The sequence below is a fragment of the Mesorhizobium sp. WSM4821 genome, assembly GCF_055901555.1.
Genome location: NZ_CM148371.1, coordinates 4028666 through 4053608 on the forward strand (window position 1 = coordinate 4028666; position 24943 = coordinate 4053608).

The window sequence follows — 24943 nt, forward strand, 5'->3', positions numbered from 1 at the left end:
ACGCCGAAGTTAAACTCGTCGCTGCGTGACGATCAAAAATCGGTCGGTGCGCCGCCTTCGGACCGGCGCTTTTCGACGAAGGCGTCGAGCTCCTCGCGGATGGCCGGGTCCATGTAAGGCTCTTCATAGGACGCCAGCCGTTCCTTCCATACCCGGTTGGCCTTTTCGAGCGCCGTCGGCGACCCGGCTTCCACCCAGGTCTCGAAATTGCGCCAGTCGGAGATAATAGGAGAATAGAAGGCGGTCTTGTAGCGGTCCTGGGTGTGCTGGGTGCCGAAGAAATGGCCGCCCGGACCGACGGACTGGATGGCATCGAAGCCGAGAGCCTCCTCGGAAAGGTCGAGCGGGGTCAGGAATTCAGCCACCATCTGCAGCAGATCGATGTCCAGGATGGTCTTCTCGTAGGAGCAGCGCAGGCCGCCTTCCAGCCAGCCGGCCGCATGCATCATCATATTGCCGCCGCCCTGGATGGCGCCCCACAGCGAGAACACGCTTTCATAGGCGGCCTGTGCGTCGACAGTGTTGGCGGCGCAGGTGTTGGAGGTGCGGTAGGGAATCTGGTAGCGGCGGGCGAGCTGGCCGCCGACCAGTTGCGCCTTCATGTATTCCGGCGTGCCGAAGGCCGGCGCGCCGGACTTCATGTCGACATTCGAGGTGAAGCCACCATAGCCGACAGGGGCGCCCTTCTTCACCATCTGTGCGAAGGCGATGCCGGACAGCGCTTCGGCATTCTGCTGCACCAGCGCGCCGGCAATCGTCACCGGCGCCATGGCGCCCGACAGGGTGAACGGCGTCACGATGACGACCTGGCCCTTGCTCGACATCTGGATGATGCCTTCCATCATCGGAACGTCGAGCTTGAGCGGCGAATTGGTGTTGATGATGGTGAACACCGACGGCTCTTCGAGAAGCTGCTCGTCGCTGATGCCGCGCGCGATCCTGGTGATCTCGATGCCGTCGACATTGCGCTCCTTGCCGAGCGAATAGATGTGGAACACCTTGTCGGTGAGCACGCTCAAATCGCGTATGCATTCCAGGTGCCGGACGGACGGATGGATGTCGATCGGCTCGACTGGATAACCACCCGTGCAGTTCAAGATGTTGTGCATCTGCGCGAGCTTGAGGAAATTGCGATAGTCCTGCTGGTTGCCTGGCCGGCGACCACGGTCGATGTCGGAACAGTTGGGCGCCGATGCCATCATCGAGATGATCAGATTGTCGCCGCCAAAGCGCACGTCGTGCGCCGGATTGCGGGCATGGATGGTGAATTCCGGCGGGCAGTGCGAAATGAGTTCGAGGATCATGTCGCTGTCGAAGCGCACCCGCTCGCTGCCTTCGCGGACATCGGCGCCATGTGCCTTCATGATGCGCCTTGCCTCATCATGCAGCACGTCGACGCCAATTTCCCGCAGCACGCGCAGCGAGGCGAGATGAATCGATTCCAGCTCGTCGTCGGAGACCAGCTTCGTCGGCGTCAGCGGGATTTTCAGCTGGCGGAAAGGTGGCTGCGCGAACGCCGACGCTGCGCCGACGCGTTTGCCCGCGCGCCCGCCGCGGCGGGCGCGGTCGGTTGCCAATGCCGGTTCGGCGGGATGAAAGGCGGCGGTCATGACAGGCCTCGTAAGTGCGACAATGCGGCGACATAATGGACCGCCGGGTGTCCCGCCATTGCGGAGGCGGCGACCACTAGGACGAGGGAAGCGACATGGACGTCCGTCAGCCGGACGCGCCAGGGCAAAACCAGGTCTGTGCCCGAACTGTGAAACATGTCACGTTGCGATCATGTCACATGAAGTAAGTACATTGAACAAAAACCTCCTGACGGAGACTATTTCCATGTCGGATGTTGTCAGCGTGCGTGCAGCGACCAACAACGAAGTCGCATTCATTGCCTGGGATATTGACGGAATGATCGACGGCTGTCTCGGCTTCGAGATCGTCCGCATCTATCCCAGTACCGGCGAGGAACGTTGTCTGGCGTCTTGGGTGCCTTTCAAGGGGCAACGGAACAAAGACTGGATTCCGCAGGATACCGGCGTCTGGCCGGTGCAGAAGACATTCTGGCGCGATCTTACGGTGCGGCGGCGCCGCGACAGCCTCGAAATCAGGCCGGATGGCGAAATGGTCGCCTACCGGGTGCGTCCGGTCGGCGACATGCGGCCCGACCTCGATCCGGTGCCGGTGCGCCCCGAGAAAGCCTATACCGGAGCGGCGCGGCCGCTCGGCTATCTCGGACAAGGTGCGGTCAGCCCGACCATCTTCCTGGGATCGATGTTCGGCAAGGCGCGTGTCGCCTTCACCAACGGCGTGCTATCGACGCAATGGCTGTCGCGCGCCCTGGAAGATGCCGGCATCAAGGTCGGGCAGCGCGATAAGATCAGGGCCGAGCTTCAGCGTCCCGGCAGCAAGATACGCTCCTATCTTCACGGCGAGGTTCCGGATGTGCTCACCAGCCTGATGAAACGGGCCAAGGCCGAGGATGGCACCGTCAGGCTTGCCCTCTATGAACTTGGCGATGACGAGTTGTGCGACGCGATCATCGACGCCAAGGATGTCGTCGACGTCATTCTTTCGAATTCGGGCAGGGATGAGCAAACGAAGGCCTGGGACGTGGGCAACGCGCCCTTCAGAAAGCGGCTGCGCGACGCGGGCGTCGTGCTGACGAACCGTCTGTTCAACAACAACCATATCGGCCACAACAAGTTTGCCGTCTACCGCGACGCCCAGGGCAATCCGCAAGCGGTCATGACCGGCAGCACCAACTGGACTTCGACGGGCATTTGCGGACAGTCCAACAACGCCTTCATCTGCGACGACCCTGCCATGGCCGGAGTGTTCGATGCCTATTGGGAGCGGATGAAGGCCGACGTGTTCCCGCCGCCGGCGAGCGAAAGCGCCGCCGGACGAGTGGCGCAGACGCAAGGCAAGCCGTTTCGCCTGAAGAATCGCTCACCGAACCATGTTGATGGGACCACCATCTGGTTCTCGCCAAACGATCCCGACCGCAGCAAAAAGGACATCTCGGTGCGGCCTGTCGATCTCGAAGACGTTTTCGCACGGATCAAGGCGGCGAAGGAGGCCGTGCTCTTTCTCGTGTTCAATCCTTCGCGGCTTGGCAACAATTCGGTCATCGATCAGGCGGTCGCGGCGGCGATGGCGAATCCAAAGCTGATCGTGCAAGGCGCAATCAGCGATCACACCGCCATGCCCAACTACATCGCCCCGACAAGGGATCCCGTCACCGGCAAATCGAACAAGGACGGCAAATCGCCGTTCGTCTTTCCGGAGAAGGTGTGGGAGGCGCCGAACGTCTCCATCGTCAGGGCGGCCAACCTGACGGGGGCCTCCGTTGCGCGGGATTTCCAGGCGGAGGTGCTGACCGTCGGCCATGCGATCGTGCACGACAAGATCGTCATCATCGATCCGATGGCCGACAACGCGTCCGTTATCGCCGGCAGCCACAACCTCGGCTACAAGGCGTCCTATGAAAACGACGAGAACATGGTGATTGTGGAAGGCGACAAAACGTTCGCTGCGGCTTTTGCGGTGCATATGCTCGACGTGTTCGACCACTACAAGTTCCGCGCCTGGCGCAGGACGATTGGAGAAGGACCATCGGACAATGACGGGCTCTCCATCGACGACAAGTGGCTGAAGCCTTACGCGGATGGCAGGAAGGGGGCGATTGCACGCTATTTTCCGTAGCGTTGAACGCCGCCAAACGCGCGCCATGAATCGTGCCGCGCCGCAACGGAGGTTGGCGCAAATGGATTTCCTCCTCCGGCCCTTCCTTTCCCGGAATCGAACCGGTCCTTCAAGCGGCGGAGATCTTGAACAAGTCATCCTCAGGCTGTGGCGCAAGCGGTTCTCGCCGCCGGTGCTTCCCGCCGCGCCGCCGAAACGCTAATCCTGCAGCTCCCCTATGGGTGCGGATCATGGACCTGGCGGAAACGAACAGCGGCGAGAGGATGCAGTGGGCGGCGATCACTGGCGTGATCGCCACCGTCTCGGTGTTCGCCATCGCGCAGGGGCTGAGTTATCCGCTGTTGAGCTTCATCCTGCAGCGCCAGGGCGTCTCGCCGGCCATGATCGGCCTTTCGGCGGCGATGACGCCGGTCGGCTTCATCGTCTCGTCGCCGCTCATCCCGGCGTTGGCGCGCCGGTTCGGGGCAGGGCGCACGGCGCTCACCTGCGCAGCACTTTCCGCGATCGTGCTGGCGCTGATCGGCTGGACGCAAAATGTCTATCTGTGGTTTCCGCTGCGCTTCCTGATCGGCGTGGTGACCAATCCGCTCTACGTGCTGAGCGAGACCTGGGTGATCGCGCTGGCGCCGCCGGCGCGGCGCGGTCGCGTGATGGGGGTCTATTCCACAGTCATTTCGGCAGGCTTCGCGGCCGGCCCGTTGTGCCTGCTTGCCGTCGGCACCGAAGGATGGCCGCCTTTTCTCGTCGGCATCGCGGCATTCGTTTTTTGCGGCGCCTGCCTGACCTTGGTGCTGGGACGGCTGCCGAAATTCGACGAGACCGGGCACCGGGTTTCGGTCATGGGCTTCATGCCGATGGCATGGCTGCTGTTGTCAGCGGTCGTCGTGGCCGCCGGTTTCGAACAGGCGGTGCTGGCCCTGCTGCCGGTCTACGGAACGCATTACGGCCTCGCGGAGGCCCGTATGTCGGCGCTGCTGTCCGTGATGATCGCCGGCAACATCGCCATGCAGGTACCGCTCGGCCTGCTTGCCGAACGGCTGACGGCGCGTCTGGTGCGGTTCATCTGTGTGTCGCTAACGGTGCTCGGATGCGTGTTGTTGCCAATGCTCATCGAGACGCCGCTGATCTGGCCATGCGTCTTTATCTGGGGCGCGGTCTCCTACGGCATCTATACGATGTCGATCATCGAGCTTGGCGAGCGATTCACCGGCTCGGCACTGGTCGCCGGCAACGCCGCTTTTTCGCTGATGTGGGGCGTCGGCGGCATCGCCGTGCCGCCGCTGGCGGGCGGCGCCATGGATATTTTCGGTGCGGACGGCCTGCCGATCACGCTTGGCGCCATTTGCCTGGCGTTGGCGGTTACAACCGTCATGCGGAGGCGGATGGTGTGAGACACGCATCGGCGTAATGCCGATTACCTGCCCTGCCGTCTGAAAATGGCCCAGAGGTCGCAGTCGGCGTGATGTTCTTCGGGATGCTTTTTATGCAGCAAATCGCGGATTTCAACGGCGCGATCAAAGTCGTCTATCAGCCCGACACTGGATAGTTCTGCGTTTGCAAACACGTCGGGGAACCCGCCGCAATTGGTCAACGCGCTGATGCTGACGTCCTTGTCCAGCAGCTCATAGCCCATGAAAATGAACCCGTCCCAACCAAGTGAGCGCACGTCTGCCGAAGGCGTTCGGATCACGCCAAGGATGTTGAGGCCGCTCGTATCGGCCAATTCCGAAAGAAGGAAGTCCAGATCCACGAAGAAACTCAGCATAAAGTCTTCATTCACAATGTGGGGCCAGTAGCTATCCTTTATCTCCCCAAGTGCCGTCGGGCAGAGCATGCCATCGAGTGAGACGACCTCTGTCAATTGGGTGAGGCGCGACCACTCAATGTACTTGCCCCATCCCGTGCCGTGGGATGGATCAAACTTCTCGGTTGCAATGTACAGAGGTCGCATGAGATCCCTCGCACTCCATGCAGAGAGCCTTATCACGGCAATCTCCGACCATTCGTATTTACGTGTTCCAGTTGAATGTCGGTAGCGCCATGCCGATGTTTGTGGCACCGAGCGTGACGAATTTTTGGAGACCACATGACCAAGCCGATCACTCAAAAGCAGCCAGGTTCAGCGGGCGAGACAGAAGACCCCTTTCTCTGGCTGGAGGACAGGACAGGCAAGGAAGCGCTCGACTGGGTTCATCGTCAGAACGCGGTTACAACAGGTGAATTGCAGGGCGATCCGTCCTATCAGGCGTCGTTCGAAACCGTGCTCGACCTGATGACGGCCGAGGACAACATTCCGGTCGGGTCCGCGCTCAACGGCCACGTCTACAATTTCTGGCAGGACAGGACCAACGTGCTCGGCCTGTGGCGGCGCACGACGGTTGCTTCCTACAAGACCGAGAAGCCGGACTGGGAGACGATTATCGACTTCGACAGTCTGTCGGCCAAAGAGAGCGTGAAATGGGTGTTCAGCGGTGCCAGCCGGCTTTATCCCGACTTCACCCGCTGCCTGCTCAGCCTGTCGCCGGATGGCGGCGACGCCAGTGAGATGCGTGAATTCGACATCGACACCAAGTCCTTTGTCGAGGGCGGCTTTCGCGCTCCCGCCTCGAAATCGGGCTTCGGCTGGCTGGACAAGGACACCGTCGTCGTTTCGGCCGCCTTCGAGGAGGCGGACAAAACCCAGTCCGGTTATCCGCGCGTGGTCAAGCTGTGGCAGCGCGGCACCAGGCTCGAGGACGCGACCCCGATCTTCGAGGCGCAGAAGCAGGATCTCGCTGCCGGCGGTTCCGTCGAATTCGATGGCGACAAGCGGCATCTGTTCCTGACGCGGACGCTCGACTTCTTCGCCTCGCATAATTTTCTGCGTCTGCCGTCCGGCGAGAACAGACGCATCCCGCTGCCGGACGACGTTACCGACACGGAGCTGTTCAAGGACCAGTTCGTCTTCGGCGTGCGCAGCCCATGGACGGCGCCGGACGGTACGCTGTGCAAGCCTGACGGCCTCTATTCGCTGGACTTCGCGCGCTGGATCAAGACCAATGCGTTGGGACCTGTCGAAACCGTGCTGGAGCCGGCGGATCGCGTCTCGATCGCCGGCATTGCCCGCACGCAAGACCGGTTGTTTATCAATCTGATGGACAACGTGCGTGGCAAGGTCGTCGCCTGCCAACGCGGCCACGGCAGCTGGTCACTGCAGCCCGTGGCGCTGCCCGAAAACGGCAGCGTCGCCATCAGCCACGCCGAGCGTTTCGGCTCCAGCGTGTCGTTCTCCTTTACCGATTTTCTGACGCCGAGTTCGATCATCTGGTCGGACGACAATGCCGCCACACTGACAACGGTGAAATCGCAGCCGGCGCGTTTCGATGCGTCGTCCCTTGTCTCGGAACAGTTCGAGGCGCGCTCGAAGGACGGCACCATGGTCCCTTACTTCGTCGTCAGGCGGCGCGACCAGAACGGGCCGGTGCCGACGCTGCTTTATGGCTATGGCGGCTTCGAAGTGCCGTTGCTGCCCGGCTATGCCGGCGTGCGCGGCAGGCTGTGGCTGGAGAAGGGCAATGCCTATGTGCAGGCCAATATCCGCGGCGGCGGCGAGTTCGGCCCGAACTGGCATCAGGCCGCACTCAAGGCCAATCGCCAGAATGCCTTCGACGATTTCGCCGCGGTCGCGCAAGACCTGGTGAAGCGCGGCATCGCCACGCCGGCGACGCTCGGCATCCAGGGCGGCTCGAATGGCGGCCTGCTGACCGGCGTTTCGCTGACCCAGCGTCCGGAGTTGTTCGGTGCGGTGATCATCGACGTGCCGCTGCTCGACATGCTGCGCTATACCGAGCTGCCGCCCGGCGCGTCCTGGATGGCCGAGTATGGCGATCCGGCGAAGCCGGAAGAGGCCGCCTGGCTGGCCGCCTACTCGCCCTATCAGCATGTAAAGGCCGATGCGGCCTATCCGCCGGTCCTGCTGACCACCTCGACCGCCGACGATCGCGTCCATCCCGGCCATGCGCGCAAGATGGCCGGGCGGCTGCAGGCGGCCGGCCATGCCAGGACACTGTTCTTCGAGGAAACCGAGGGCGGCCATGGCGGGCGCGGCGATCGCCGGCCGCAAGCGGCACAGGCCGCGATGAAGTATATCTTCCTGCAACGGACGCTGAACGGCACTGCTTGAACGGGACGGCTTGAACTGATCGCCTCGGACGGCCTAAGGTGCAGCCCATGGCTCCGATGAGGACATGTTGCGCATTTGGGGTGGCGGTGACACCGTCGCCGCGCACGCTTCGCGCCGAGCTTTTGCGGCTTTGCGCCCGCATCGGCTATTCGCCGCCCGCCTTCCTCTGACGAATCCGCCCCGGCGACGTTGCCGGATTGGTTCAAGAGGAAAGATCAGACATGACTTATCAGAATTATTCGCTGAAGCAGCTTCAGCAGATTGATGCTGCGCATCACCTGCATCCGTTCACCGACCACAAGGAGATGCGCGAGGCCGGCTCTCGCATCATTACTCACGCCAACGGTCCGTTCATTTACGATTCCGACGGGACGGAAATTCTCGACGGCATGGCCGGGCTATGGTGCGTCAACGTCGGTTACGGCCGCGATGAGCTGGCCGACGCGGCTTACGCCCAGATGAAGGAACTGCCTTACTACAATTCCTTCTTCAAATGCTCGACGCCGACGCCGGTGCTGCTGGCCAAAAAGCTGACGGAACTGGCGCCGAAGCACGTCAACCAGGTATTCTACGGCTCGTCCGGTTCGGAGGCCAACGATACGGCGCTGCGGCTTGTCCGCCACTATTGGGCGCTGGAAGGCAAGCCCGAGAAGAACCGTATCATCTCGCGCAAGTCGGCCTATCACGGCTCGACCATCGCGGGAGCGTCGCTGGGCGGCATGGAACAGATGCATAACCAGCTCCACGGCGCGGTTCCCAATATCGTCCATGTGATGATGCCTTACGCCTACGAGCTGTCTCTGCCCGGCGAAAGCGACCATGATTTCGGCCTGCGCGCGGCAAAAGCCGTCGAGGATGCCATCCTCGAAGCCGGCGCCGACAAGGTCGCCGCCTTCATCGGCGAGCCGGTAATGGGAGCCGGCGGCGTGAAAATACCGCCGATGAGCTACTGGCCGGAAGTGCAGCGCATCTGCCGCAAATACGATGTCCTGCTTATGCTGGACGAGGTCATCACCGGCTATGGCCGCACCGGCGAGTGGTTCGCAGCGCAGACCTTCGGCATCGAGCCCGACACCATCACCACCGCCAAGGCGCTGACGTCAGGCTATCAGCCACTCTCGGCGCTGCTGGTCGGCGATCGCATCGCCGCGACGCTGGTCGAGAAGGGCGGCGAGTTCTATCACGGCTACACCTATGCCGGTCACCCGGTGGCCTGCGCGGTGGCGCTGAAGAACCTCGAGATCATGGAGCGGGAAGGCCTGGTCGAGCGGGTCAAGAACGACACCGGACCCTATTTCGCCAAGGCGCTGCAGGAGCGCATTGGTGGTCACGACCTGGTCGGCGAGGTGCGCTCGATCGGGCTGATGGGGGCAATCGAGATCGTCAGGGACAAGGCGACCAAGGAGCGCTTCCTGCCGGCCGGGAGCGCGGCCGTGCTTGTCCGCGACCACGCAGTCGCCCAAGGCATGATGCTGCGCGCCACCGGCGACACGATGATCCTGTCACCGCCGCTGATCTGGACGCGCGAGACGATCGACATGGCCTGCGACCGCATCGCCAAGGCGCTCGATCTGGCGCACGCGGATTTGCGCAAGCGCTAAGGTAGAACGTTCGCCGGGCGCCCCGCAGTCGGACGCCCGGCGTTTGAATGCCGCATTCTGCCGAAGAATTCGCCATGCCAGGATGCGAAACGCAAAAACCGCGCTCCTTCGGGAACGCGGCTTTGCCAGATGGCGCTTTGCCACCAGAACACTTGCGAAACTTACGGGCTCCGGTACGCGAGACCTGATCCGGAGCGCCGGGCGGGAATTGCCGCCTCGCATTCCGTTGTACAGGCACATCGTTACCGGGGGGTTATCGAGAGCTTAAGCAAATCTAAATTCGCGGTGTTTCTTTTGCCGGGAAATCGAACAGTCTTGTCGAGTTCGATGCTTACGCTGGGGCACCGCGCAGAAAGTTTATGATGCCGGAAAAATCGGCGCCGGCATTCCCCTGGGCATTGAACAGCGCATAAAGCTGGGCTGCCTCGGCGCCGAGCGGCGTTACCGCACCGGCGCCCTGCGCGGCTTCCTGCGACAGTTTCAGGTCCTTCAGCATGAGGGCTGCGGCAAACCCCGGCCTGTAGCCATTGTTGGCCGGCGATGTCGGCACCGGGCCAGGCACCGGGCAGTAGGTGGTCAGCGACCAGCATTGGCCGGAGGAGGTCGAGGCGACGTCAAACAGCGCCTGATGCGACAGGCCGAGCTTTTCCGCCAGAACGAAGGCTTCGGCGACGCCGATCATCGAAATGCCCAAAATCATGTTGTTGCAAATCTTTGCCGCCTGTCCGGCGCCATCGTCGCCGCAATGGACGATGCGGCCAGCCATCGGCATGAGGATTGGCTCGGCTTTGGCGAACGCTTCCTCCGAGCCACCAGCCATGAAGGTCAGTGTGCCGGCGGTGGCGCCGCCGGTGCCGCCGGAAACCGGCGCGTCGATCGACAGCAGCCCGTGCCTGGCGGCGATGGCGTGGGCTTTTCGTGCCGATTCGACGTCGATGGTCGAGGAATCGATGAACAGCGCGCCTTTTTTCGCCTTGGGCGCGATGTCCTCGTGGACCGACAGGACATGCTTGCCGGCCGGCAGCATGGTGATGACCACATCGGCATCCTTCACCGCGGCAACGGCATTGGCCATGACGACGACGCCATGCTCCTTGGCAATGACGAGGTTTTCCGGCACCAGGTCGAAGCCGTGCACTGCGTGTCCCGCCTTGACGAGGTTGGCGGCCATCGGATTGCCCATATTGCCGAGGCCGATGAAGGCGATGGTGGTCATAATGGCGCTCCGTGCGGTTGTGCGGTGAATGGTGAATAGTTAGTAGTTAGTAGTTAGTAGTTAGTTGAGATTATGGAGTATCTGGAAGTATAGCCGATATGATCAATTCACCATTCACCATTCACCATTCACCATTCACTAATTCTCTATCGCCCGATCAACGCGCGAGCGATGATGACGCGCATGATCTCGTTGGTGCCTTCGAGGATCTGGTGGACGCGCAGGTCCCGCACCAGCTTCTCGATGCCGTAATCGTGCAAATAGCCATAGCCGCCATGCAGTTGCAGTGCGTCGTTGGCGACATTGAAGCCGATGTCGGTAACGAGGCGCTTGGCCATCGCCGACCATTTCGAGGCATCCGGGGCCTTGCGGTCGAGCTTCGAGGCGGCGGCGTAGAGAAAGATCCGTGCCGCCTGCAACTCGGTCTCCATGTCGGCGAGCTTGAACTGCAGCGCCTGGAACTGGTTGATCTTTGAGCCGAAGGCCTTGCGCTCGGCGGTGTAGGACAGCGCCTTGTCGAGCGCCGACTGGGCGCCGCCCAGCGAACAAGCGGCGATATTGAGCCGGCCGCCGTCGAGCCCGGACATGGCGATGCCGAAGCCGGCGCCTTCGACCGAGAGCAGGTTTTGCGCCGGCACCTTGCAGTCCTCGAAGACGACCTGGCGGGTCGACTGCATATGCCAGCCCATCTTGTGCTCGTTGGCGCCGAAGGACAGGCCGGGCGCGTCCTTCGGCACGACGAAGGTGGAAATGCCTTTCGGCCCTTCGGCGCCGGTGCGCGCCATGACGACGTAGATGTCGCTGTCGCCGGCGCCCGAGATGAACTGCTTGGCGCCGTTCAGCACATAGTCGCTGCCGCTCTTGACCGCGCGTGTCTTCAGCGCAGCCGCATCCGATCCCGAGCCCGGCTCGGTCAGGCAGTAACTCGCCAGCCATTCCATTGAGGTCAGCTTCGGCAGGAATCGCTGGCGCTGCTCGTCGCTGCCGAAGCGGTCGATCATCGACGCCACCATGTTGTGGATCGAGATGAAGGAGGAGAAGGCCGGATCGGCGCGCGAAAGCGCCTCGAAGATCAGCACGGCGTCGAGCCGACCGAGCGCCGAGCCGCCGACATCGTCACGGATATAGATGCCGCCGAGGCCGAGCGGGCCCGTCTCGCGGATCACGTCCGCCGGAAAATGCTTGTTGCGGTCCCAGTCGAGCGCGTTCGGCGCGACACGGTCGGCGGCGAAGGCCTCGGCCATCTCCTGGATGGCGCGCTGGTCGTCGTTGAGTTCGAACTGGCTGGTGCTCGCATCGACAGCGGCGTCCATGGCGTGCTCCCTGATATCTTGGCCAGCCAGTCTGCTGGCCTGTCGTTTTTTGGCTTTGCGCTTCGCTCAATCTAGACCAATGATGCCGCCGCGCAAGCCGACCATCTGCAGGGCGGCTGTGCGCGAATGCGTGTCTGGAGCAAGGCGTGACGACAAATTTCGATGAACTGCTCGAACGTTTCCATGCCACTCTCGAAACATCCGATGATGCGCTGGTGCGCGATGCCGTTGCGCGGATCGGCTGGGCCATGCCGGCGCGTCCTCTCGATCCGCATCCGCTCGCCTGCCTGCGCCAGCTCGACCGTATCGTCGAACTCGTTCCGGTAGGCGCCAGGCCGCTGGCGCGGCTGCTTGCGGAGCGCCGGAACGATCTACGCTGGGGGCAGACCTACAGCGCGGCGGATTTCGGCAAGACATTCATCGACAATTACGGCTGGCTGGAAGTCTTCGGCACGCGCGGTCATTTCGTCAACGACGAGGTTGCGGCCGGTCTGCTGATCCTCGGACCCGGCATCGTCTATCCCGACCATCATCACGTCGCCGAGGAAATCTATGTTCCGCTGACAAGCGGCACCGAATGGCGCATCGGCGGAGGCGGCTTTCGCACGCGCGAGGCGGGCGAGGTGATCCATCACGCCTCTGACGTCAGCCACGCCATGCGCACCGGCAAGGAGCCGCTGTTGGCGCTCTACATCTGGCGCGGCGGACCGCTGGCGGCCAAGTCGACGATCACCGGCACCGTTTCACAGGGCAGAAATTGATGGCGGCCAAGGCGATCATGCTGCAGGGCACGGGCTCCGATGTCGGCAAGACGGTGCTGGTCGCCGGCCTGTGCCGCGCGGCGAGGAAACGTGGGCTGAAAGTGCGGCCGTTCAAGCCGCAGAACATGTCGAACAACGCCGCCGTCGCCGACATTCCAGGCGACAGCGGCGGCGGCGAGATCGGCCGTGCCCAATGGCTGCAGGCGATCGCCTGCGGCGTGCCGCCCTCGGTCCACATGAACCCGGTGCTGCTCAAGCCACAGACCGATGTCGGCGCGCAAGTGGTGGTGCAGGGCAAGGTGTTCGGCGAGGCGCGGGCGCGCGACTACCAGGCGCTGAAGGGCCGGCTGATGGACGCCGTGCTGGAGTCCTGGGCAATGGTCGGGGAGGGCGCCGATCTCGTCATCGTCGAGGGCGCCGGCTCGCCGGCCGAGATCAATCTCAGGAGCCGAGACATTGCCAATATGGGTTTTGCCACGCGTGCCAACGTGCCGGTGATCCTGGTCGGCGACATCGATCGCGGCGGCGTCATCGCCTCGGTCGCCGGCACCCATCTGATCCTGCCGGAAGAGGACCGGTGCATGGTTGCCGGCTATCTCATCAACAAGTTCCGCGGCGATGTCTCCCTTTTCGATGACGGCATCAAGGCGATCGAAGCGTTCACCGGCTGGCGCTGCTTCGGCGTCGTGCCGTGGCTGAAGGCGGCGGCGCGGTTGCCCTCGGAAGATTCAGTGGTGCTCGAACGCCTGGCTTCCGGCGAAAAGCGCGCGCTGAAGGTTGCCGTGCCGATGCTTTCGCGCATCGCCAATTTCGACGATCTCGACCCGCTCAAAGCCGAACCACAGGTCGACGTAGTGTTCGTGCCGCCCGGCCAGCACTTGCCTGAGGACGCAGGGCTGGTGGTCATTCCCGGCTCGAAATCGACGATCGGCGATCTCCTAAGATTTCGCGAGAATGGCTGGGACCGCGACCTCGTCGCCCATCGCAAGCGCGGCGGCCACGTGGTCGGCATCTGTGGCGGCTTCCAGATGCTCGGCCATGTCGTGCGCGACCCCGACGGGATCGAAGGCAGCGTTACCGAAACCAAAGGCCTCGGCCTGCTCGACGTCGAAACGGTGATGGAGCCGGAAAAGACGGTGCGCAATGTCAGCGCGCGCTCGGTGCAGTTCGACCTGCCGCTCGAAGGCTACGAGATCCATCTCGGCCGCACCACCGGCCCGGATACGCTGCGGCCGTCCGCCGTCATCAACGGCGTCGACGACGGCGCGATCTCCGCCGACGGCAAGGTATCGGGCACCTATCTGCACGGGCTGTTTTCCGCCGACTCCTTCCGGGCGAAATTCCTCGAAAACCTCGGCGTCAAAGGCGGCGGCATCGACTATCGAGCCGAGGTCGAACGGGCGCTGGACGAGATCGCAGCCGAGCTGGAGACGCATCTCGACTGCGACGCGATTTTTGGCCTCGCGCGTTAGTTCGCGAGCTCGTTGGCCTTCGGCCAGTAAGTTCCGAACGACCAGACATTGCCTTCCGGATCGCGGCAGATGAACTCGCGGCTGCCATAGTCGCGGTCGGTGAGCTCTTCCAGTATTTCGGCACCGGCCTTTCTGGCCTTGGCGTAGGCGGCGTCGGCATCATCGACGGCGACATAGATCGAGTTGCCGCCGCCGGAACCCGGTGCGCCGACCATCTTGCCGAAAGCGTCCTCGCGCGCGCTGCCAAGCATGATGATCGAAGAGCCGAACGCGAGCTCGGCATGGTGCACGACGTCGCCTTCGCCATAGCGGGCGCGGACGCTGAAGCCGAAGGCCTCGCCCAGCCAGTCGATCATCCTGGCGGCGTTCCTGTAGCGCAGTGCCGGATAAAGCCGCGGCGCTTCGATGGTATTGGGCATGACAATCTCCTTCCTTGGGTTGGTGGATAACCCAGTCTGGGCAAAGGCCGTTTCGGCGTCTTGAAGAAATGTTACCACGCGTCTCGTTGGGACGCCCCAGCGCCTATGCCTGGGCGGCAAGCATCGTCGGCGTTTCGCCGGCAAGGTCGCGGAATTCGCGCACCAGATGCGCCTGGTCGGCATAGCCGCAGTCGGCGGCGATATCGGCCCAACCGCATTTATTCTGCCTTGAAAGGCCGAGCGCGCGGTTGAAACGGACGATGCGCGACAGTGTCTTGGGACCGACGCCGATCGCGTCGGAGAATTTTCCCGATAGATGTTTGCGGCTCCAGCCCAGCCTGCCGGCGAGCGATGAGACGCGAATGCGGCCGCCCGACACGATGATCCGGTCATAGGCCCAGGCGATTTCGGCCGGAGTTTCCCGGGCTTCAGTCAGCCGCGTCGCGACAAAGGCCTCGGCCATGGCAAAGCGTGCGCTCCAGTCTCGCGCATTGCCAAGTCTTTCGCGCAACGCGGTGCCTTCACGTCCGAGCACATCGTCCAGGCCGACCATGCGGTCGGTTAGTTCGCTCATCGGAAGGCCGAAGAAGCGGCGGGCGCCGAGCGGGGTGAAATTGAACTGGACGCAGCAGGCGCCGCCGAAGGATTCGATCACCACCGGACCGGCATAGAGGCCGGCGGCGAAACTGGCGAAGCGGTCGTTGTCGCTGGGATTCTTGCCGAGCCCGATGGCGAAGGGTTCGGCAAAGCTGACGACCAGCGGCACGGTCAGCGATGCAAATTCGACGTTTCGGAAACGGCCGGGTGCCGTTTCGCGATAGCCGCACAGGTCGGTGACCGCGCCTTGAAGCCAAGAGCCTGGCGCGCGCCGCACCATCTCGAACCGATCGGCGACCGAACGGTCCAGTTGATCATGATGCTGCATCTCGACCGGCATTGGCCATCCTTGTGCCCAAGGAGTCTAACAGACCATCCCCCGGAATCAAAAGCGCCCGGCTTGTGGCCGGGCGCTCCGAGTTGCCTGAGATCTGAGCGCTTAAGCGCCGCGCATCAAACAGCCGACGGCGAGCACGATGTAAGCGACGAGCACGATCCACACCGCGGCAAGCGGAATAAACGCAAGAACGCCGAGAGCGGCGAGAAGGCCGATGACGGCGATAACAACGGATATGATGAAAATAAGCTGTGTAGGCGCACTGAGATTCATGTTCGGACCCTCCTCAACATGATTCGTACAGCGGCATACTATCAGGCAGGTGATCATACACCAATCAGAGCGGCGCGATCGGCGTTTGCGCAAGCCCGATTCCGCGCTACCTATTCGCAAAGAATCGGAAAGGGAACCCTGATGGCATTCGCATTGCTGGACCAGATACGTTCGATCTTCGATGGCGACCCCGGCGTGCGCAAGGTCGCCGACGATCCCGTGCTGTCGGCGGAACTGCTCATGCTGTTTCGCATGATCCTGGCCGACGGCTCAGTCAGCGAGAGCGAAATGGCCGCCTTCAGGCGCATCTGCCGGGAAGCCTTCGGCATTCCGGAAGCCAGCATCGACAGCGTCATCGAATTTCTCAACGACTTCGGCTACGAGACCAACAGCTCGCAAGCCATCGCGCAGTTCCGCGACCTCGACGTCGAGCGGCGCAAGCTGCTTGCCCGCCACATGGCAGAGATCGCCAAGGCCGATTCGCAACTTGCCGGAAACGAGATGCAGCTCTTGCACCGCACGCTCGACCTGCTCGACATCAGACCCGCCGATGTGGTGAAGCCGCAAGAGTAAGTCGGTTCGGCCGTTCACCCCTGTTCCTGCAACCGGCGCGCGATCGCCCGGTGCAGATCTGGAGCAGCGGCGACCAGTGCCTTGGCGGCTTCGGATTGCGGATGGTCGAGAATCTCATTCGTCCCGCCGCGCTCGACGATCCTGCCGTCATGCATGACCATCACCTGGTCGGTGATGGCGCGGGCGACGGTCAGATCGTGGGTGATGAACAGATAGGCGATGCCGAGCTTCTGGTTGAGCTCGGCGAACAGGTCGAGGATCTGGGCGCGGATCGAGACATCGAGCGCCGAGACCGGCTCGTCGGCGACAACCAGTTTGGGGCGGGTGATGATGGCGCGGGCGATCGACAGGCGCTGGCGCTGGCCGCCCGAAAACTCGTGCGGATATTTGCCCATGTCGCGTGGGCTGAGGCCGACTTCGTGCAGGGCTTTTGCCACCAGCTCGCGCCGCTCGGCCTTATCCGGCCTCTTCTCCAGGACATGCAGCGGCTCGGCCAGCAGTTTTTCGACCTTCTGGCGCGGGTCGAAGGAGCCGTAAGGGTCCTGGAACACCACCTGCATGTCGCGTCGCGCCGGCCTGAGTTCAGCCTCGCTCTTGCCGGTGATGACCTCGCCGCGAAACCGGATCGTTCCCGATGTCGGCCCGTCCAGCGCCAGGACCATGCGCGCAAGCGTGGACTTGCCGCAGCCGGAGCGCCCGACCAGCGCCACCGACTGGCCCGGATTAATCGACAACGAGACGTCGTCGACGGCGCGGATCGGGGCCCCGCGCTTCAACAGCGACGTGCGTCGTCCGGGATAGTCCCGCGTCACGCTGTCTACCTGAAGCAAAGGCTTGCCTTGGCCGACCTCATGTTTGCCGGCACGCGCCGGCACATGCATCGAGGCCTGCGCCAGCTGCCTTGTGTAGGGATGAAGCTGTTCGGACAAGATGCGCGCCGTGTCGCCGGCCTCCATCACTTCGCCGTGGCGCAGGATGGTGATGCGGTCGGCCATTTCCGTCACCACCGCCAGGTCGTGCGAGATCAAGAGGAGGCCCATGCGATTTTCCGCGACGAGGTCACGCAACAGGTCGAGGATCTGCGCCTGCAGCACCACGTCGAGCGCCGTCGTCGGCTCGTCGGCGATCAGCAGCTTGGGTTTCAGCGCGCAGGCGATGGCGATGACGACGCGCTGGCGCTGGCCGCCGGAGAGCTCGTGCGGATAGCGCGACAGCGGGAATTGTGCCGCCGGCAGGCCAACCCGGTCGAGCATTTTTCGCGCGCGCTCCTCCGCGTCGGCGCGGTTTGCCCCGGTGTGCCAGCGTATGCCTTCGGCGACCTGCTCGCCAATGGTCTTGACCGGGTTGAGTGCCGTCATCGGCTCCTGGAACACCATGCCGATGTCGTCGCCGCGCAGCGCGCACATCTGGTCTTGACTGGCCGCAAGGATGTCGATGCCATCGAAGGTGACGCGCCCCGTGGCGCGCGCCGCCCAGGGTAGAAGCTGCATCACGGTGAGCGCCGTCATCGACTTGCCGGAGCCGGATTCGCCGACCAGCCCCATCACCTCGCCGGGCGCGACCGAGAGTCCGACATCCCGCAGGATTGGTGTGCCGCCGATCGTCAGCGACAGGTTTTCGATTTCGAGCAGGTTCATCGCTGCCGCCGCGACCGGGGATCGAGGATGTCGGCAATGCCGTCGCCGAGCAGGTTCAGGCCAAGCACGGTGACGGCGATCGCCATGCCCGGAAACAGCGCCATCCACGGCGCCGCCACCATGCGCGTCTGCGCATCGAACAGCATCCGGCCCCAGCTTGGCATCGGTGGCTGTGTGCCGAGCCCGACATAGGACAGACCGGCTTCGGCCAGGATGCCCAGCGCGAACTGGATTGTGCCTTGCACCAGGAGCAAAGTGACGATGTTGGGCAGTACATGTTCCAGCGTGATCAGCGTTCTGCCCTTGCCGGCGGCGCGCGCGGCGAGGATGAATTCGCGCGGCCAGATTGCCAGCGCGCCGGCCCGGGCGACGCGGGCGAAGACCGGAATGTTGAAGATGCCGATGGCGATGATGGCGTTGATGGCTCCCGGCCCGAAGATGGCGGTGATCATGATCGCCGAGAGCAGGGCAGGGAAGGCGAAGACGAGATCGTTGAGCCGCATAACCGCTTCGTCGGCGATGCCGCCACGCGCCGCGGCAAAGGCGCCGAGCGGCACGCCGACGCCCATGCCGATGCCGACCGCCACCAGCGCCACGGCGATCGAATTGCGCGCTCCGACCATGATCATCGAAAGAATGTCGCGGCCGAAATGGTCGGTTCCGAACCAGTGCGCCAGCGAGGGGCTTTGAGTCTTGTCGGCGATGATCAGCCTGGTGACGTCAAAAGGCGTCCAGAAGAACGAGACGATGGCGACGGCTGCCACCAGTGCGGTGATGGCGAAACCGGCGAGGAACGAGCGGTTTCGAAACGCCTTGGCCAGGATGCCGGGAAGGTTTTCCTCGGGAAGATCGATGTGCAGCGTCATCGGCGGCTTCTCAGGCGCGGGTCGACGACCGCATAGGAGAGATCGACAACCAGGTTGACGGCGATCACGGCGGCGACCAGCAGCATGACGACGCTCTCGACCACGATCAGGTCGCGCTGGGTGATCGCCTGGAACACCAGCCGGCCGAGGCCGGGCAGGTAGAAGACGTTCTCGATGATGATCGTGCCGGCGAGCAGGAAGGCGAACTGCAGGCCGAGAATGGTCAGCACCGGGATCATGGCGTTGCGGAGCGCGTGCCGCCACAGAACCGCGCGATAAGGCAGGCCCTTGGCGCGGGCGGTCCGAATATAGTCCTCGTGCAGCACCTCGATCAGCGCCGATCGGGTGACGCGGGCAAGGATCGCCGCTTGCGGCAGAGCAAGCGCGACCGCCGGCAAGAGCAGCGACTTCAGCGCCGGCCAGACACCCGCGCTCCAACCCGGGAAACCACCGGCCGGCACCAGCCGCAGCCAGACGGCGAAGAGATAGATCAGCATCAGCGCGAACCAGAAGTTCGGCACCGCGACGCCAAGCTGTGCGGCGCCCATCGCGATCGTGTCGCCGGCGCGCCCGCGCCGGCTGGCGGAAAACAGCCCGACCGGGATGGCAATGACGGTGGACAGGGCAAGCGCGATCAGCGCCAGAGGCAGCGAGACGACGATCCGCTCGCGGACCAGGTCGATGACCGGCACCGAATAGGTGTAGGAGCGGCCGAAATCGAGGCTCAGCAAGCCGCCGGCCCAGCGCAGATAGCGCGCGGCAAGGGGCGCGTCGAGGCCCATCTGGTTGCGCAGCAGACCGACCTGCTCAGCGCTGGCGTTCAGGCCAAGCATCAGCCGCGCCGGGTCGCCGGGAATGATCTCCAGCACGGCGAAGACCACCATGGAGGCCAGGACCAGCGTGGCGACGGCGATGGCGAGGCGTTTGAGGAGATAGGCGGTCATGGGGGGAGCGCCGCTGTGTTGGCTGTCGCAAAGACCGGGCAAGGGTCGCGTTCCCGTCCCACCCCCCTCTGCCCTGCCGGGGCAGAGGGGGGTGGGACGGAGCCCACCTTTCGCCTTTGGCCGGCCAACGGCCTTAATCCATCCACTTCACCTTGGTCAGGTCGTTGGCCTGGATCGGCGCGTTTTCCCACAGCCCTTCGAGCTTGGCGTCCCAGACCCCGGCTTTCGGCAGCTCGTATAGGAAGCCGACCACGGCATCGTCGGCCAGTATCTTCTGCGCCTCGCCGAGCAGCGTCATGCGCTTGGCCTCATCGGAGGTGAGGTTCAGATCGGCGATGATCTTGTCGAAGGTCGGATTGTCGTAGTTGAAGTAATAATCCTTGCGCGAATAGATATCGATGTCGTTAGGCTCGGTGTGGGACACGATGGTCAGGTCGTAGTCCTTCTTGGTGAAGACCTGGTCCAGCCACTGCGCCCATTCCACGGGCACGATTTCCAGATCGATGCCGACGTCGCGAAGCTGCGAGGCGATGATTTCGCCGCCAAGCCGTGCATAGGGCGGCGGCGGCAGTTTCAGCGTCGCCTTGAAGCCGTTCTCCAAACCGGCTTGCTTCAGCAGTTCCCTGGCCTTATCCACATTGTGCGGATAGAGGCCGGTGAGGTCGACATAGGCTTTGCTGGCCGGCGACATATGCGAGCCGATCGGCACGCCGAGACCGGCAGAGGCGCCGTCGATGATCGCCTTGCGATCGAGCGCGAAGGAGATCGCCTGCCTGACCTGCAGTTTGTCGAAGGGCGGCTTCTTGTTGTTGATGGAGAGGATGGTCTCGCCCTCGGTCGAGCCGATCACAACCTTGAAGCGGGGATCGCCCTGGACCTGCGCGACGCTGTCGAGATCGGGGAAGAAGGGAAAGGCCTGGACGTCGCCGGAAAGCAGCGCCGGCACGGCGGCAGCGGCATCGGGAACGATGCGGAACTCCGCCTTGTCGAGGGACACCGGGGCACCCCAGTAAGTGTCCGACCTGATCAGCGTGATCGACGAGCCCTTGGCCCAATTCTGGAATTTGAACGGGCCGGTGCCGACAGGCTTTTCCTTGTTGGTGTCGGCTGTCTCAGGCGCGACGATGACCGCGTCGCCCCAGCCCATATTGTAGAGGAAGGACCCCTGCGGGTTCTTCAATGCAATCTTCACCGTCGCCGGATCGACCACCTCGACCGTATCGATGGCGGCGAACAGGCCCTTTTGGGCGTTGACGGAGTTGTCGGCACGGGCGCGGTCGAGCGAGAATTTCACGTCGTCGGCATTGAAGTCGGTGCCGTCGTGGAATTTCACGCCGGTATGCAGCTTGAAGGTGTAGACCTTGCCGTCATCGGAAATGGTCCAGCTTTCGGCCAGATCCGGCAGCACCTCGCCATTCGGACCGATGCGGGTCAGCCCCTCGAACACGTTGGCGTAAAGCACTTCGTCGATCGCCGCCGCGGCGCCCGCGGTCGGATCGAGATGCGGGGGTTCGAGCGTGACGCCGATGACCAGGTCGGTTCGCGCGGCAAACGCCGATGTTCCGGCAGCCAGCGCCAAAGCCGCAGCGGTGAGAATGGTCTTCCACAATTTCATCGTGCAACTCCCGATATGCTCAAAAAAATGCTCAAAACCCTGGTGGATAGAAGCGTGATTTCGCGAAGGAGTAAATTGCGTTTCGTGCTTTTCGGCAGCGCCGGCGGGAATGTTTTCCGTGAGCCGCCGACCTGAGTGACCAAAGCTTGCCTCGTCGCTGCCGGATTACCGGGCGCCCCTGAGCAGCACGTTGAGCCCGACCGCCATCACCTTGGCCGCGTCCACCATGTCCGATATCCCGACCCATTCGTCGGGCCTGTGGGCGAGGTCGAGAATGCCCGGCCCATAAGCGATGCAGTCGTAGATGTGGCCGATGCGGGCAATGTGCTTCTGGTCGTAGGTGCCGGGTGAAATCACGTAGTCGGGCTCGCGGTCGAATATCTCCATGATCCCCTGCGCCACCGCCTTCACCACCGGGGCGTCGCGCTCGGTCATCAGCGGCAGCACCTCCATCAGATCGCGGATCTCATAGTCGAATTTTTTCCGCTCGCGCTTCAGCCGGTCGAGGATATCGGTCACTTCGCTCTTGACCGTGCCGAGGTCTTCCTCGAGCAGGAAGCGGCGGTCGATGGTCAGCCGGCAGGAATCGGGCACGTTGGGCGAGGGCAGGCCGGGCCGGAAATCCTCCGTCTGGCCGCCATGGATCGAGTTGATGTTCATGGTCGAGCGCTTTGCCCCTTCGGGCACGACCGGCATACGCGTCATCTTGCGGTCGAGCGCCGGGAACAACTCGTCCTCGAACGCCTGCAGCACGGCGCCCATATGGCGCACCGCGTTGTCGCCGAGGAACGGCATCGAGCCGTGCGCGATCTCGCCCTTGGTTTCGATCTCCGCCCACCACACCCCGCGATGGCCAAGACAGATGCGGTCCTTGTTCAACGGCTCGGGGATGATGACGTGGTCGACCTTCGGCTTGGAGAAATAGCCGAGCCTGGCCAGATGGGCGACGCCGCCAAAGCCGCCGGACTCCTCGTCGACCGTGCCCGATATTTCGATGGCGCCGGGAAAGTCGGGGAAGACCTCCATGAAAGCCTCGGCGGCGACGATCGAGCAGGCCAGGCCCCCCTTCATGTCGCAGGCGCCGCGGCCGTAGACCCTGCCGTCCCTGACGATGCCGGCGAAGGGGTCGAGGCTCCAGCCGTCGCCGGCCTCAACCACGTCGATATGCGAGTTGAAATGGACGCAGGCGCCGGGCGAGCGGCCGTCGAAGCGGGCGACGACATTGACGCGGGGGTAGCGGTCGGTGTCGCCGGGCGTGCCTTCGGCGCGGATGAACTCGATTTCAAACCCGCGCTGCTTCAGCCGCGCTCCGACATATTCGGCGCATGGCCGGTAGGCTTCGCCGGGTGGGTTGATGGTCGGAAAGCGGATCAGATCCGCGGTCAGCGCGACGAGATCGTCGACCCGGTCATCGACGGCTTTCAGGAGACGTTCGTTCTTTTCGTTCATTCGGCGAATTGAGCAGCCAACGGCGCGGTTTTGCAAGCCTGTTGGCGGACGTGTCGTTGCGGCAACTATCGCGGGAGATCGTTCAAATTTGCTGCTTTGGATTGGTGAATTCGTCAAGGAGTATATGGTTACCTCGTTCACTTGAGATTAAAAAGATGAAAAACTACGTGAAGGGCAGCAGGCAAGGGGCAATAAGGGGGATCGCATGAAAAAAACCGTTCTCATGGCAGCGGTATTGGTAACGATGCTGTTCGGTTCTTCGGTCGAGGCCTGGGCAGCCAAGCTGGTTGCAAGGATCGACGTGTCATCGCAGACGATGACTGTAAGATACGGTGGTGCGGTTTACCGGTGGCCCGTATCCACGGCGCGCAGAGGTTATATCACGCCGCGCGGCAGCTACCGGCCGCAACGGACGGCGCGGATGTGGTATTCGCGCAAATACGACATGTCGCCGATGCCGCATTCGGTGTTCTTCCGCGGCGGCTACGCCATCCACGGCACGGGCGCGGTGAAGTTTCTCGGGCGTCCGGCCTCGCATGGCTGCGTGCGGCTGCACCCCTCAAATGCCGCCGCCTTCTATTCGATGGTGAGGCGAGCCGGCTTCCGCAATACGCGGATCGTCGTGACCAACTAGTGTCCTGATCGACAAATCGGTTACATTCTCGTGCGGATGAGGAGGAGACGAGAATGGCGAAAGGTCGAGCCGTTGCGATCGTACTGGATGAGCGGGAGCAAGGCGAGTTGAGCGCACTGACGCGCAAACATGGCGCCCCACAGGCCTTGGCGGAGCGGGCGCGCATCGTTTTGGCTGCGGCGGACGGTCTCAACAACAAGGAGATTGCCAGCAAGGTCGGTGTCTGTGCCGCAACGGTCGGCACATGGCGCAATCGCTTCGCGCAGCGGCGGATGGATGGGCTCTACGACGAGCCGCGCCCTGGCGCACCGCGCGAGATCGGCGATGACGAGATCGCAGCCACGATCCGCAAGACGTTAGAGACGCTCCCGAAGGGCGCGACGCACTGGAGCCTGCGGACAATGGCCAAGGAGATCGGCCACGCACCGTCGACCGTGCATCGCATGTGGCAAGCCTTCGGGCTGCAGCCACACCGTGTCGAGACCTTCAAGCTCTCGTCCGACCCGCTGTTTGTGGAGAAGGTGCGCGACATTGTCGGGCTCTACCTGTCGCCGCCCGAGCGTGCCCTGGTGTTGTGCGTCGATGAGAAATCCCAGGTCCAGGCGCTCGATCGCTCGCAACCGCTGCTGCCGATGCGGCCCGGCCAGGTCGAACGGCGCACCCACGACTACAAGCGCAATGGAACGACATCGCTGTTCGCGGCGCTCGACGTGAAGGCTGGAACCATTGTCGGCAAATGCATGCCTCGGCATCGGGCGACGGAGTTCCGCAAGTTCATCGACGAGGTGGAGCGCAATGTGCCCACCGATCTCGACATTCACGTCATCATGGACAACTACGGCACGCACAAAACCAAGCTGATCCGCAACTGGTTCGCCAAGCGCCCACGCTGGCACCTGCACTTCACGCCGACATCAGCCTCATGGATCAATCAGGTTGAACGCTTCTTCGCGCTGCTGACCGAGCGCGCCCTCAGGCGCGGGGTATTCCGCTCGGTCGCCGAACTCGAAACGGCAATTAACGCTTACATCGAGGCCACCAATGCCGAACCGAAATCCTTCCGCTGGACCAAGACCGCAGACGACATCCTGGCCAGCATCCAACGATTCTGCCTGCGAACTCTCGCAGCAAACGCATAGAATGAACCGGACTTCGGAATCGGGACACTAGGGTGTGTTGGGATTCAGGTGATGCCGGCCTGCAAACGGCGGGTTCCTGCGCTTGCCTACAGCGCCGCGCACCCTCTCGGACGCGCAAAGGACGCTGTAGCACTTTGATTTTGCGCATGATCCTTTCCGAAATCGATCTCGATTTCGGGGCCATGCGCGAGTTCACGTACCAAAAGTACGCTCCTCTCCGGTTCTCGGAA

Annotated in this window: 21 protein-coding genes; 9 read left to right on the forward strand and 12 right to left on the reverse strand. The window is 63.1% G+C overall.

What is annotated here, in order from left to right; all coding sequences use genetic code 11:
* Positions 1-32 precede the first annotated feature (32 nt).
* The gene (locus AC0NID_RS19530; RefSeq protein WP_473455556.1) at positions 33-1610 is read right to left on the reverse strand and encodes a trimethylamine methyltransferase family protein; all 1578 of its coding nucleotides are present in this window, start codon (positions 1608-1610) and stop codon (positions 33-35) included.
* Between the two features lie 226 nt (positions 1611-1836).
* On the opposite strand from AC0NID_RS19530, the gene AC0NID_RS19535 reads away from it, so the two are divergent.
* Entirely contained in the window at positions 1837-3705 is a 1869-nt protein-coding gene (locus AC0NID_RS19535) for a phospholipase D-like domain-containing protein (protein WP_473455555.1), read from the forward strand.
* A 230-nt stretch (positions 3706-3935) separates the two neighbouring features.
* Positions 3936-5096, forward strand: coding sequence for an MFS transporter (locus AC0NID_RS19540; protein ID WP_473455554.1), 1161 nt, complete (start codon positions 3936-3938; stop codon positions 5094-5096).
* A gap of 23 nt (positions 5097-5119) precedes the next feature.
* Here AC0NID_RS19540 and AC0NID_RS19545 read toward each other — a convergent pair whose 3' ends face one another.
* Positions 5120-5656: a hypothetical protein gene (locus AC0NID_RS19545; protein WP_473455553.1), complete on the reverse strand. Its 537-nt coding sequence runs from the start codon at positions 5654-5656 to the stop codon at positions 5120-5122.
* Between the two features lie 135 nt (positions 5657-5791).
* Between AC0NID_RS19545 and AC0NID_RS19550 the strand changes: the two genes are divergently transcribed.
* Together AC0NID_RS19550 and AC0NID_RS19555 are read left to right on the forward strand one after the other, a co-directional pair.
* Complete coding sequence (locus AC0NID_RS19550; RefSeq protein WP_473455552.1) at positions 5792-7867, forward strand: prolyl oligopeptidase family serine peptidase; 2076 nt, start codon at positions 5792-5794, stop codon at positions 7865-7867.
* A 221-nt stretch (positions 7868-8088) separates the two neighbouring features.
* Entirely contained in the window at positions 8089-9468 is a 1380-nt protein-coding gene (locus AC0NID_RS19555) for an aspartate aminotransferase family protein (protein ID WP_473455551.1), read from the forward strand.
* Positions 9469-9799: 331 nt separating this feature from the next.
* Here the strand turns inward: AC0NID_RS19555 and mmsB are convergent, their stop codons facing one another.
* Together mmsB and AC0NID_RS19565 are read right to left on the reverse strand one after the other, a co-directional pair.
* Entirely contained in the window at positions 9800-10684 is an 885-nt protein-coding gene (gene mmsB, locus AC0NID_RS19560; RefSeq protein ID WP_473455550.1) for a 3-hydroxyisobutyrate dehydrogenase, read from the reverse strand.
* 146 nt (positions 10685-10830) lie between these two features.
* The gene (locus AC0NID_RS19565; RefSeq protein ID WP_473455548.1) at positions 10831-11997 is read right to left on the reverse strand and encodes an isobutyryl-CoA dehydrogenase; all 1167 of its coding nucleotides are present in this window, start codon (positions 11995-11997) and stop codon (positions 10831-10833) included.
* Between the two features lie 146 nt (positions 11998-12143).
* Between AC0NID_RS19565 and AC0NID_RS19570 the strand changes: the two genes are divergently transcribed.
* Both AC0NID_RS19570 and AC0NID_RS19575 read left to right on the forward strand, forming a co-directional pair.
* Positions 12144-12758 (forward strand): dimethylsulfonioproprionate lyase family protein, encoded by a 615-nt coding sequence (locus AC0NID_RS19570; protein ID WP_473455546.1) that lies wholly within the window; start codon positions 12144-12146, stop codon positions 12756-12758.
* Positions 12758-14230: a cobyric acid synthase gene (locus tag AC0NID_RS19575; protein ID WP_473455545.1), complete on the forward strand. Its 1473-nt coding sequence runs from the start codon at positions 12758-12760 to the stop codon at positions 14228-14230. The genes AC0NID_RS19570 and AC0NID_RS19575 overlap by 1 nt, the downstream gene beginning before the upstream one ends.
* On the opposite strand, the gene AC0NID_RS19580 is transcribed toward AC0NID_RS19575, so the two are convergent.
* The 3 genes from AC0NID_RS19580 to AC0NID_RS19590 form a co-directional block, all read right to left on the reverse strand.
* Positions 14227-14649: a VOC family protein gene (locus AC0NID_RS19580; protein WP_473455544.1), complete on the reverse strand. Its 423-nt coding sequence runs from the start codon at positions 14647-14649 to the stop codon at positions 14227-14229. The genes AC0NID_RS19575 and AC0NID_RS19580 overlap by 4 nt on opposite strands.
* 103 nt (positions 14650-14752) lie before the next feature.
* Positions 14753-15586 (reverse strand): helix-turn-helix domain-containing protein, encoded by an 834-nt coding sequence (locus AC0NID_RS19585; protein WP_473455543.1) that lies wholly within the window; start codon positions 15584-15586, stop codon positions 14753-14755.
* A 99-nt stretch (positions 15587-15685) separates the two neighbouring features.
* Entirely contained in the window at positions 15686-15856 is a 171-nt protein-coding gene (locus AC0NID_RS19590) for a hypothetical protein (RefSeq protein ID WP_473455542.1), read from the reverse strand.
* 141 nt (positions 15857-15997) lie between these two features.
* Between AC0NID_RS19590 and AC0NID_RS19595 the strand changes: the two genes are divergently transcribed.
* Complete coding sequence (locus AC0NID_RS19595; RefSeq protein WP_473455541.1) at positions 15998-16429, forward strand: tellurite resistance TerB family protein; 432 nt, start codon at positions 15998-16000, stop codon at positions 16427-16429.
* Positions 16430-16443: 14 nt separating this feature from the next.
* Here AC0NID_RS19595 and AC0NID_RS19600 read toward each other — a convergent pair whose 3' ends face one another.
* From AC0NID_RS19600 to AC0NID_RS19620, 5 genes are all read right to left on the reverse strand, one after another.
* Positions 16444-18066, reverse strand: coding sequence for an ABC transporter ATP-binding protein (locus AC0NID_RS19600; protein ID WP_473455540.1), 1623 nt, complete (start codon positions 18064-18066; stop codon positions 16444-16446).
* Positions 18063-18932, reverse strand: coding sequence for an ABC transporter permease (locus tag AC0NID_RS19605; protein WP_473455539.1), 870 nt, complete (start codon positions 18930-18932; stop codon positions 18063-18065). Before AC0NID_RS19605 ends, AC0NID_RS19600 begins: the two co-directional genes overlap by 4 nt.
* On the reverse strand, positions 18929-19876 hold the full coding sequence (locus tag AC0NID_RS19610) for an ABC transporter permease (RefSeq protein WP_473455538.1): 948 nt from the start codon (positions 19874-19876) through the stop codon (positions 18929-18931). Before AC0NID_RS19610 ends, AC0NID_RS19605 begins: the two co-directional genes overlap by 4 nt.
* 133 nt (positions 19877-20009) lie before the next feature.
* Complete coding sequence (locus AC0NID_RS19615; RefSeq protein ID WP_473455537.1) at positions 20010-21491, reverse strand: ABC transporter substrate-binding protein; 1482 nt, start codon at positions 21489-21491, stop codon at positions 20010-20012.
* Positions 21492-21656: 165 nt separating this feature from the next.
* Positions 21657-22940 carry an acetylornithine deacetylase/succinyl-diaminopimelate desuccinylase family protein gene (locus tag AC0NID_RS19620; RefSeq protein ID WP_473455535.1) on the reverse strand — a complete coding sequence of 428 codons (1284 nt, stop codon included), beginning with the start codon at positions 22938-22940 and terminating at the stop codon, positions 21657-21659.
* Positions 22941-23145: 205 nt separating this feature from the next.
* On the opposite strand from AC0NID_RS19620, the gene AC0NID_RS19625 reads away from it, so the two are divergent.
* A complete protein-coding gene (locus AC0NID_RS19625; RefSeq protein ID WP_473455534.1) occupies positions 23146-23574 on the forward strand; it encodes a L,D-transpeptidase in 429 nt (142 codons plus the stop codon).
* A 53-nt stretch (positions 23575-23627) separates the two neighbouring features.
* Positions 23628-24713 carry an IS630 family transposase gene (locus AC0NID_RS19630; RefSeq protein WP_473455533.1) on the forward strand — a complete coding sequence of 362 codons (1086 nt, stop codon included), beginning with the start codon at positions 23628-23630 and terminating at the stop codon, positions 24711-24713.
* The last annotated feature ends 230 nt before the right edge of the window (positions 24714-24943 follow it).

What these genes read in the sequence shown, in the direction of transcription:
- AC0NID_RS19530 (WP_473455556.1), bottom strand. Translation starts at nt 1,610, where the DNA reads ATGACCGCCGCCTTTCATCCCGCCGAACCGGCATTGGCAACCGACCGC.
- AC0NID_RS19535 (WP_473455555.1), top strand. Translation starts at nt 1,837, where the DNA reads ATGTCGGATGTTGTCAGCGTGCGTGCAGCGACCAACAACGAAGTCGCA.
- AC0NID_RS19540 (WP_473455554.1), top strand. Translation starts at nt 3,936, where the DNA reads ATGGACCTGGCGGAAACGAACAGCGGCGAGAGGATGCAGTGGGCGGCG.
- AC0NID_RS19545 (WP_473455553.1), bottom strand. Translation starts at nt 5,656, where the DNA reads ATGCGACCTCTGTACATTGCAACCGAGAAGTTTGATCCATCCCACGGC.
- AC0NID_RS19550 (WP_473455552.1), top strand. Translation starts at nt 5,792, where the DNA reads ATGACCAAGCCGATCACTCAAAAGCAGCCAGGTTCAGCGGGCGAGACA.
- AC0NID_RS19555 (WP_473455551.1), top strand. Translation starts at nt 8,089, where the DNA reads ATGACTTATCAGAATTATTCGCTGAAGCAGCTTCAGCAGATTGATGCT.
- mmsB (WP_473455550.1), bottom strand. Translation starts at nt 10,684, where the DNA reads ATGACCACCATCGCCTTCATCGGCCTCGGCAATATGGGCAATCCGATG.
- AC0NID_RS19565 (WP_473455548.1), bottom strand. Translation starts at nt 11,997, where the DNA reads ATGGACGCCGCTGTCGATGCGAGCACCAGCCAGTTCGAACTCAACGAC.
- AC0NID_RS19575 (WP_473455545.1), top strand. Translation starts at nt 12,758, where the DNA reads ATGGCGGCCAAGGCGATCATGCTGCAGGGCACGGGCTCCGATGTCGGC.
- AC0NID_RS19580 (WP_473455544.1), bottom strand. Translation starts at nt 14,649, where the DNA reads ATGCCCAATACCATCGAAGCGCCGCGGCTTTATCCGGCACTGCGCTAC.
- AC0NID_RS19585 (WP_473455543.1), bottom strand. Translation starts at nt 15,586, where the DNA reads ATGCCGGTCGAGATGCAGCATCATGATCAACTGGACCGTTCGGTCGCC.
- AC0NID_RS19590 (WP_473455542.1), bottom strand. Translation starts at nt 15,856, where the DNA reads ATGAATCTCAGTGCGCCTACACAGCTTATTTTCATCATATCCGTTGTT.
- AC0NID_RS19595 (WP_473455541.1), top strand. Translation starts at nt 15,998, where the DNA reads ATGGCATTCGCATTGCTGGACCAGATACGTTCGATCTTCGATGGCGAC.
- AC0NID_RS19600 (WP_473455540.1), bottom strand. Translation starts at nt 18,066, where the DNA reads ATGAACCTGCTCGAAATCGAAAACCTGTCGCTGACGATCGGCGGCACA.
- AC0NID_RS19605 (WP_473455539.1), bottom strand. Translation starts at nt 18,932, where the DNA reads ATGACGCTGCACATCGATCTTCCCGAGGAAAACCTTCCCGGCATCCTG.
- AC0NID_RS19610 (WP_473455538.1), bottom strand. Translation starts at nt 19,876, where the DNA reads ATGACCGCCTATCTCCTCAAACGCCTCGCCATCGCCGTCGCCACGCTG.
- AC0NID_RS19615 (WP_473455537.1), bottom strand. Translation starts at nt 21,491, where the DNA reads ATGAAATTGTGGAAGACCATTCTCACCGCTGCGGCTTTGGCGCTGGCT.
- AC0NID_RS19620 (WP_473455535.1), bottom strand. Translation starts at nt 22,940, where the DNA reads ATGAACGAAAAGAACGAACGTCTCCTGAAAGCCGTCGATGACCGGGTC.
- AC0NID_RS19625 (WP_473455534.1), top strand. Translation starts at nt 23,146, where the DNA reads ATGAAAAAAACCGTTCTCATGGCAGCGGTATTGGTAACGATGCTGTTC.
- AC0NID_RS19630 (WP_473455533.1), top strand. Translation starts at nt 23,628, where the DNA reads ATGGCGAAAGGTCGAGCCGTTGCGATCGTACTGGATGAGCGGGAGCAA.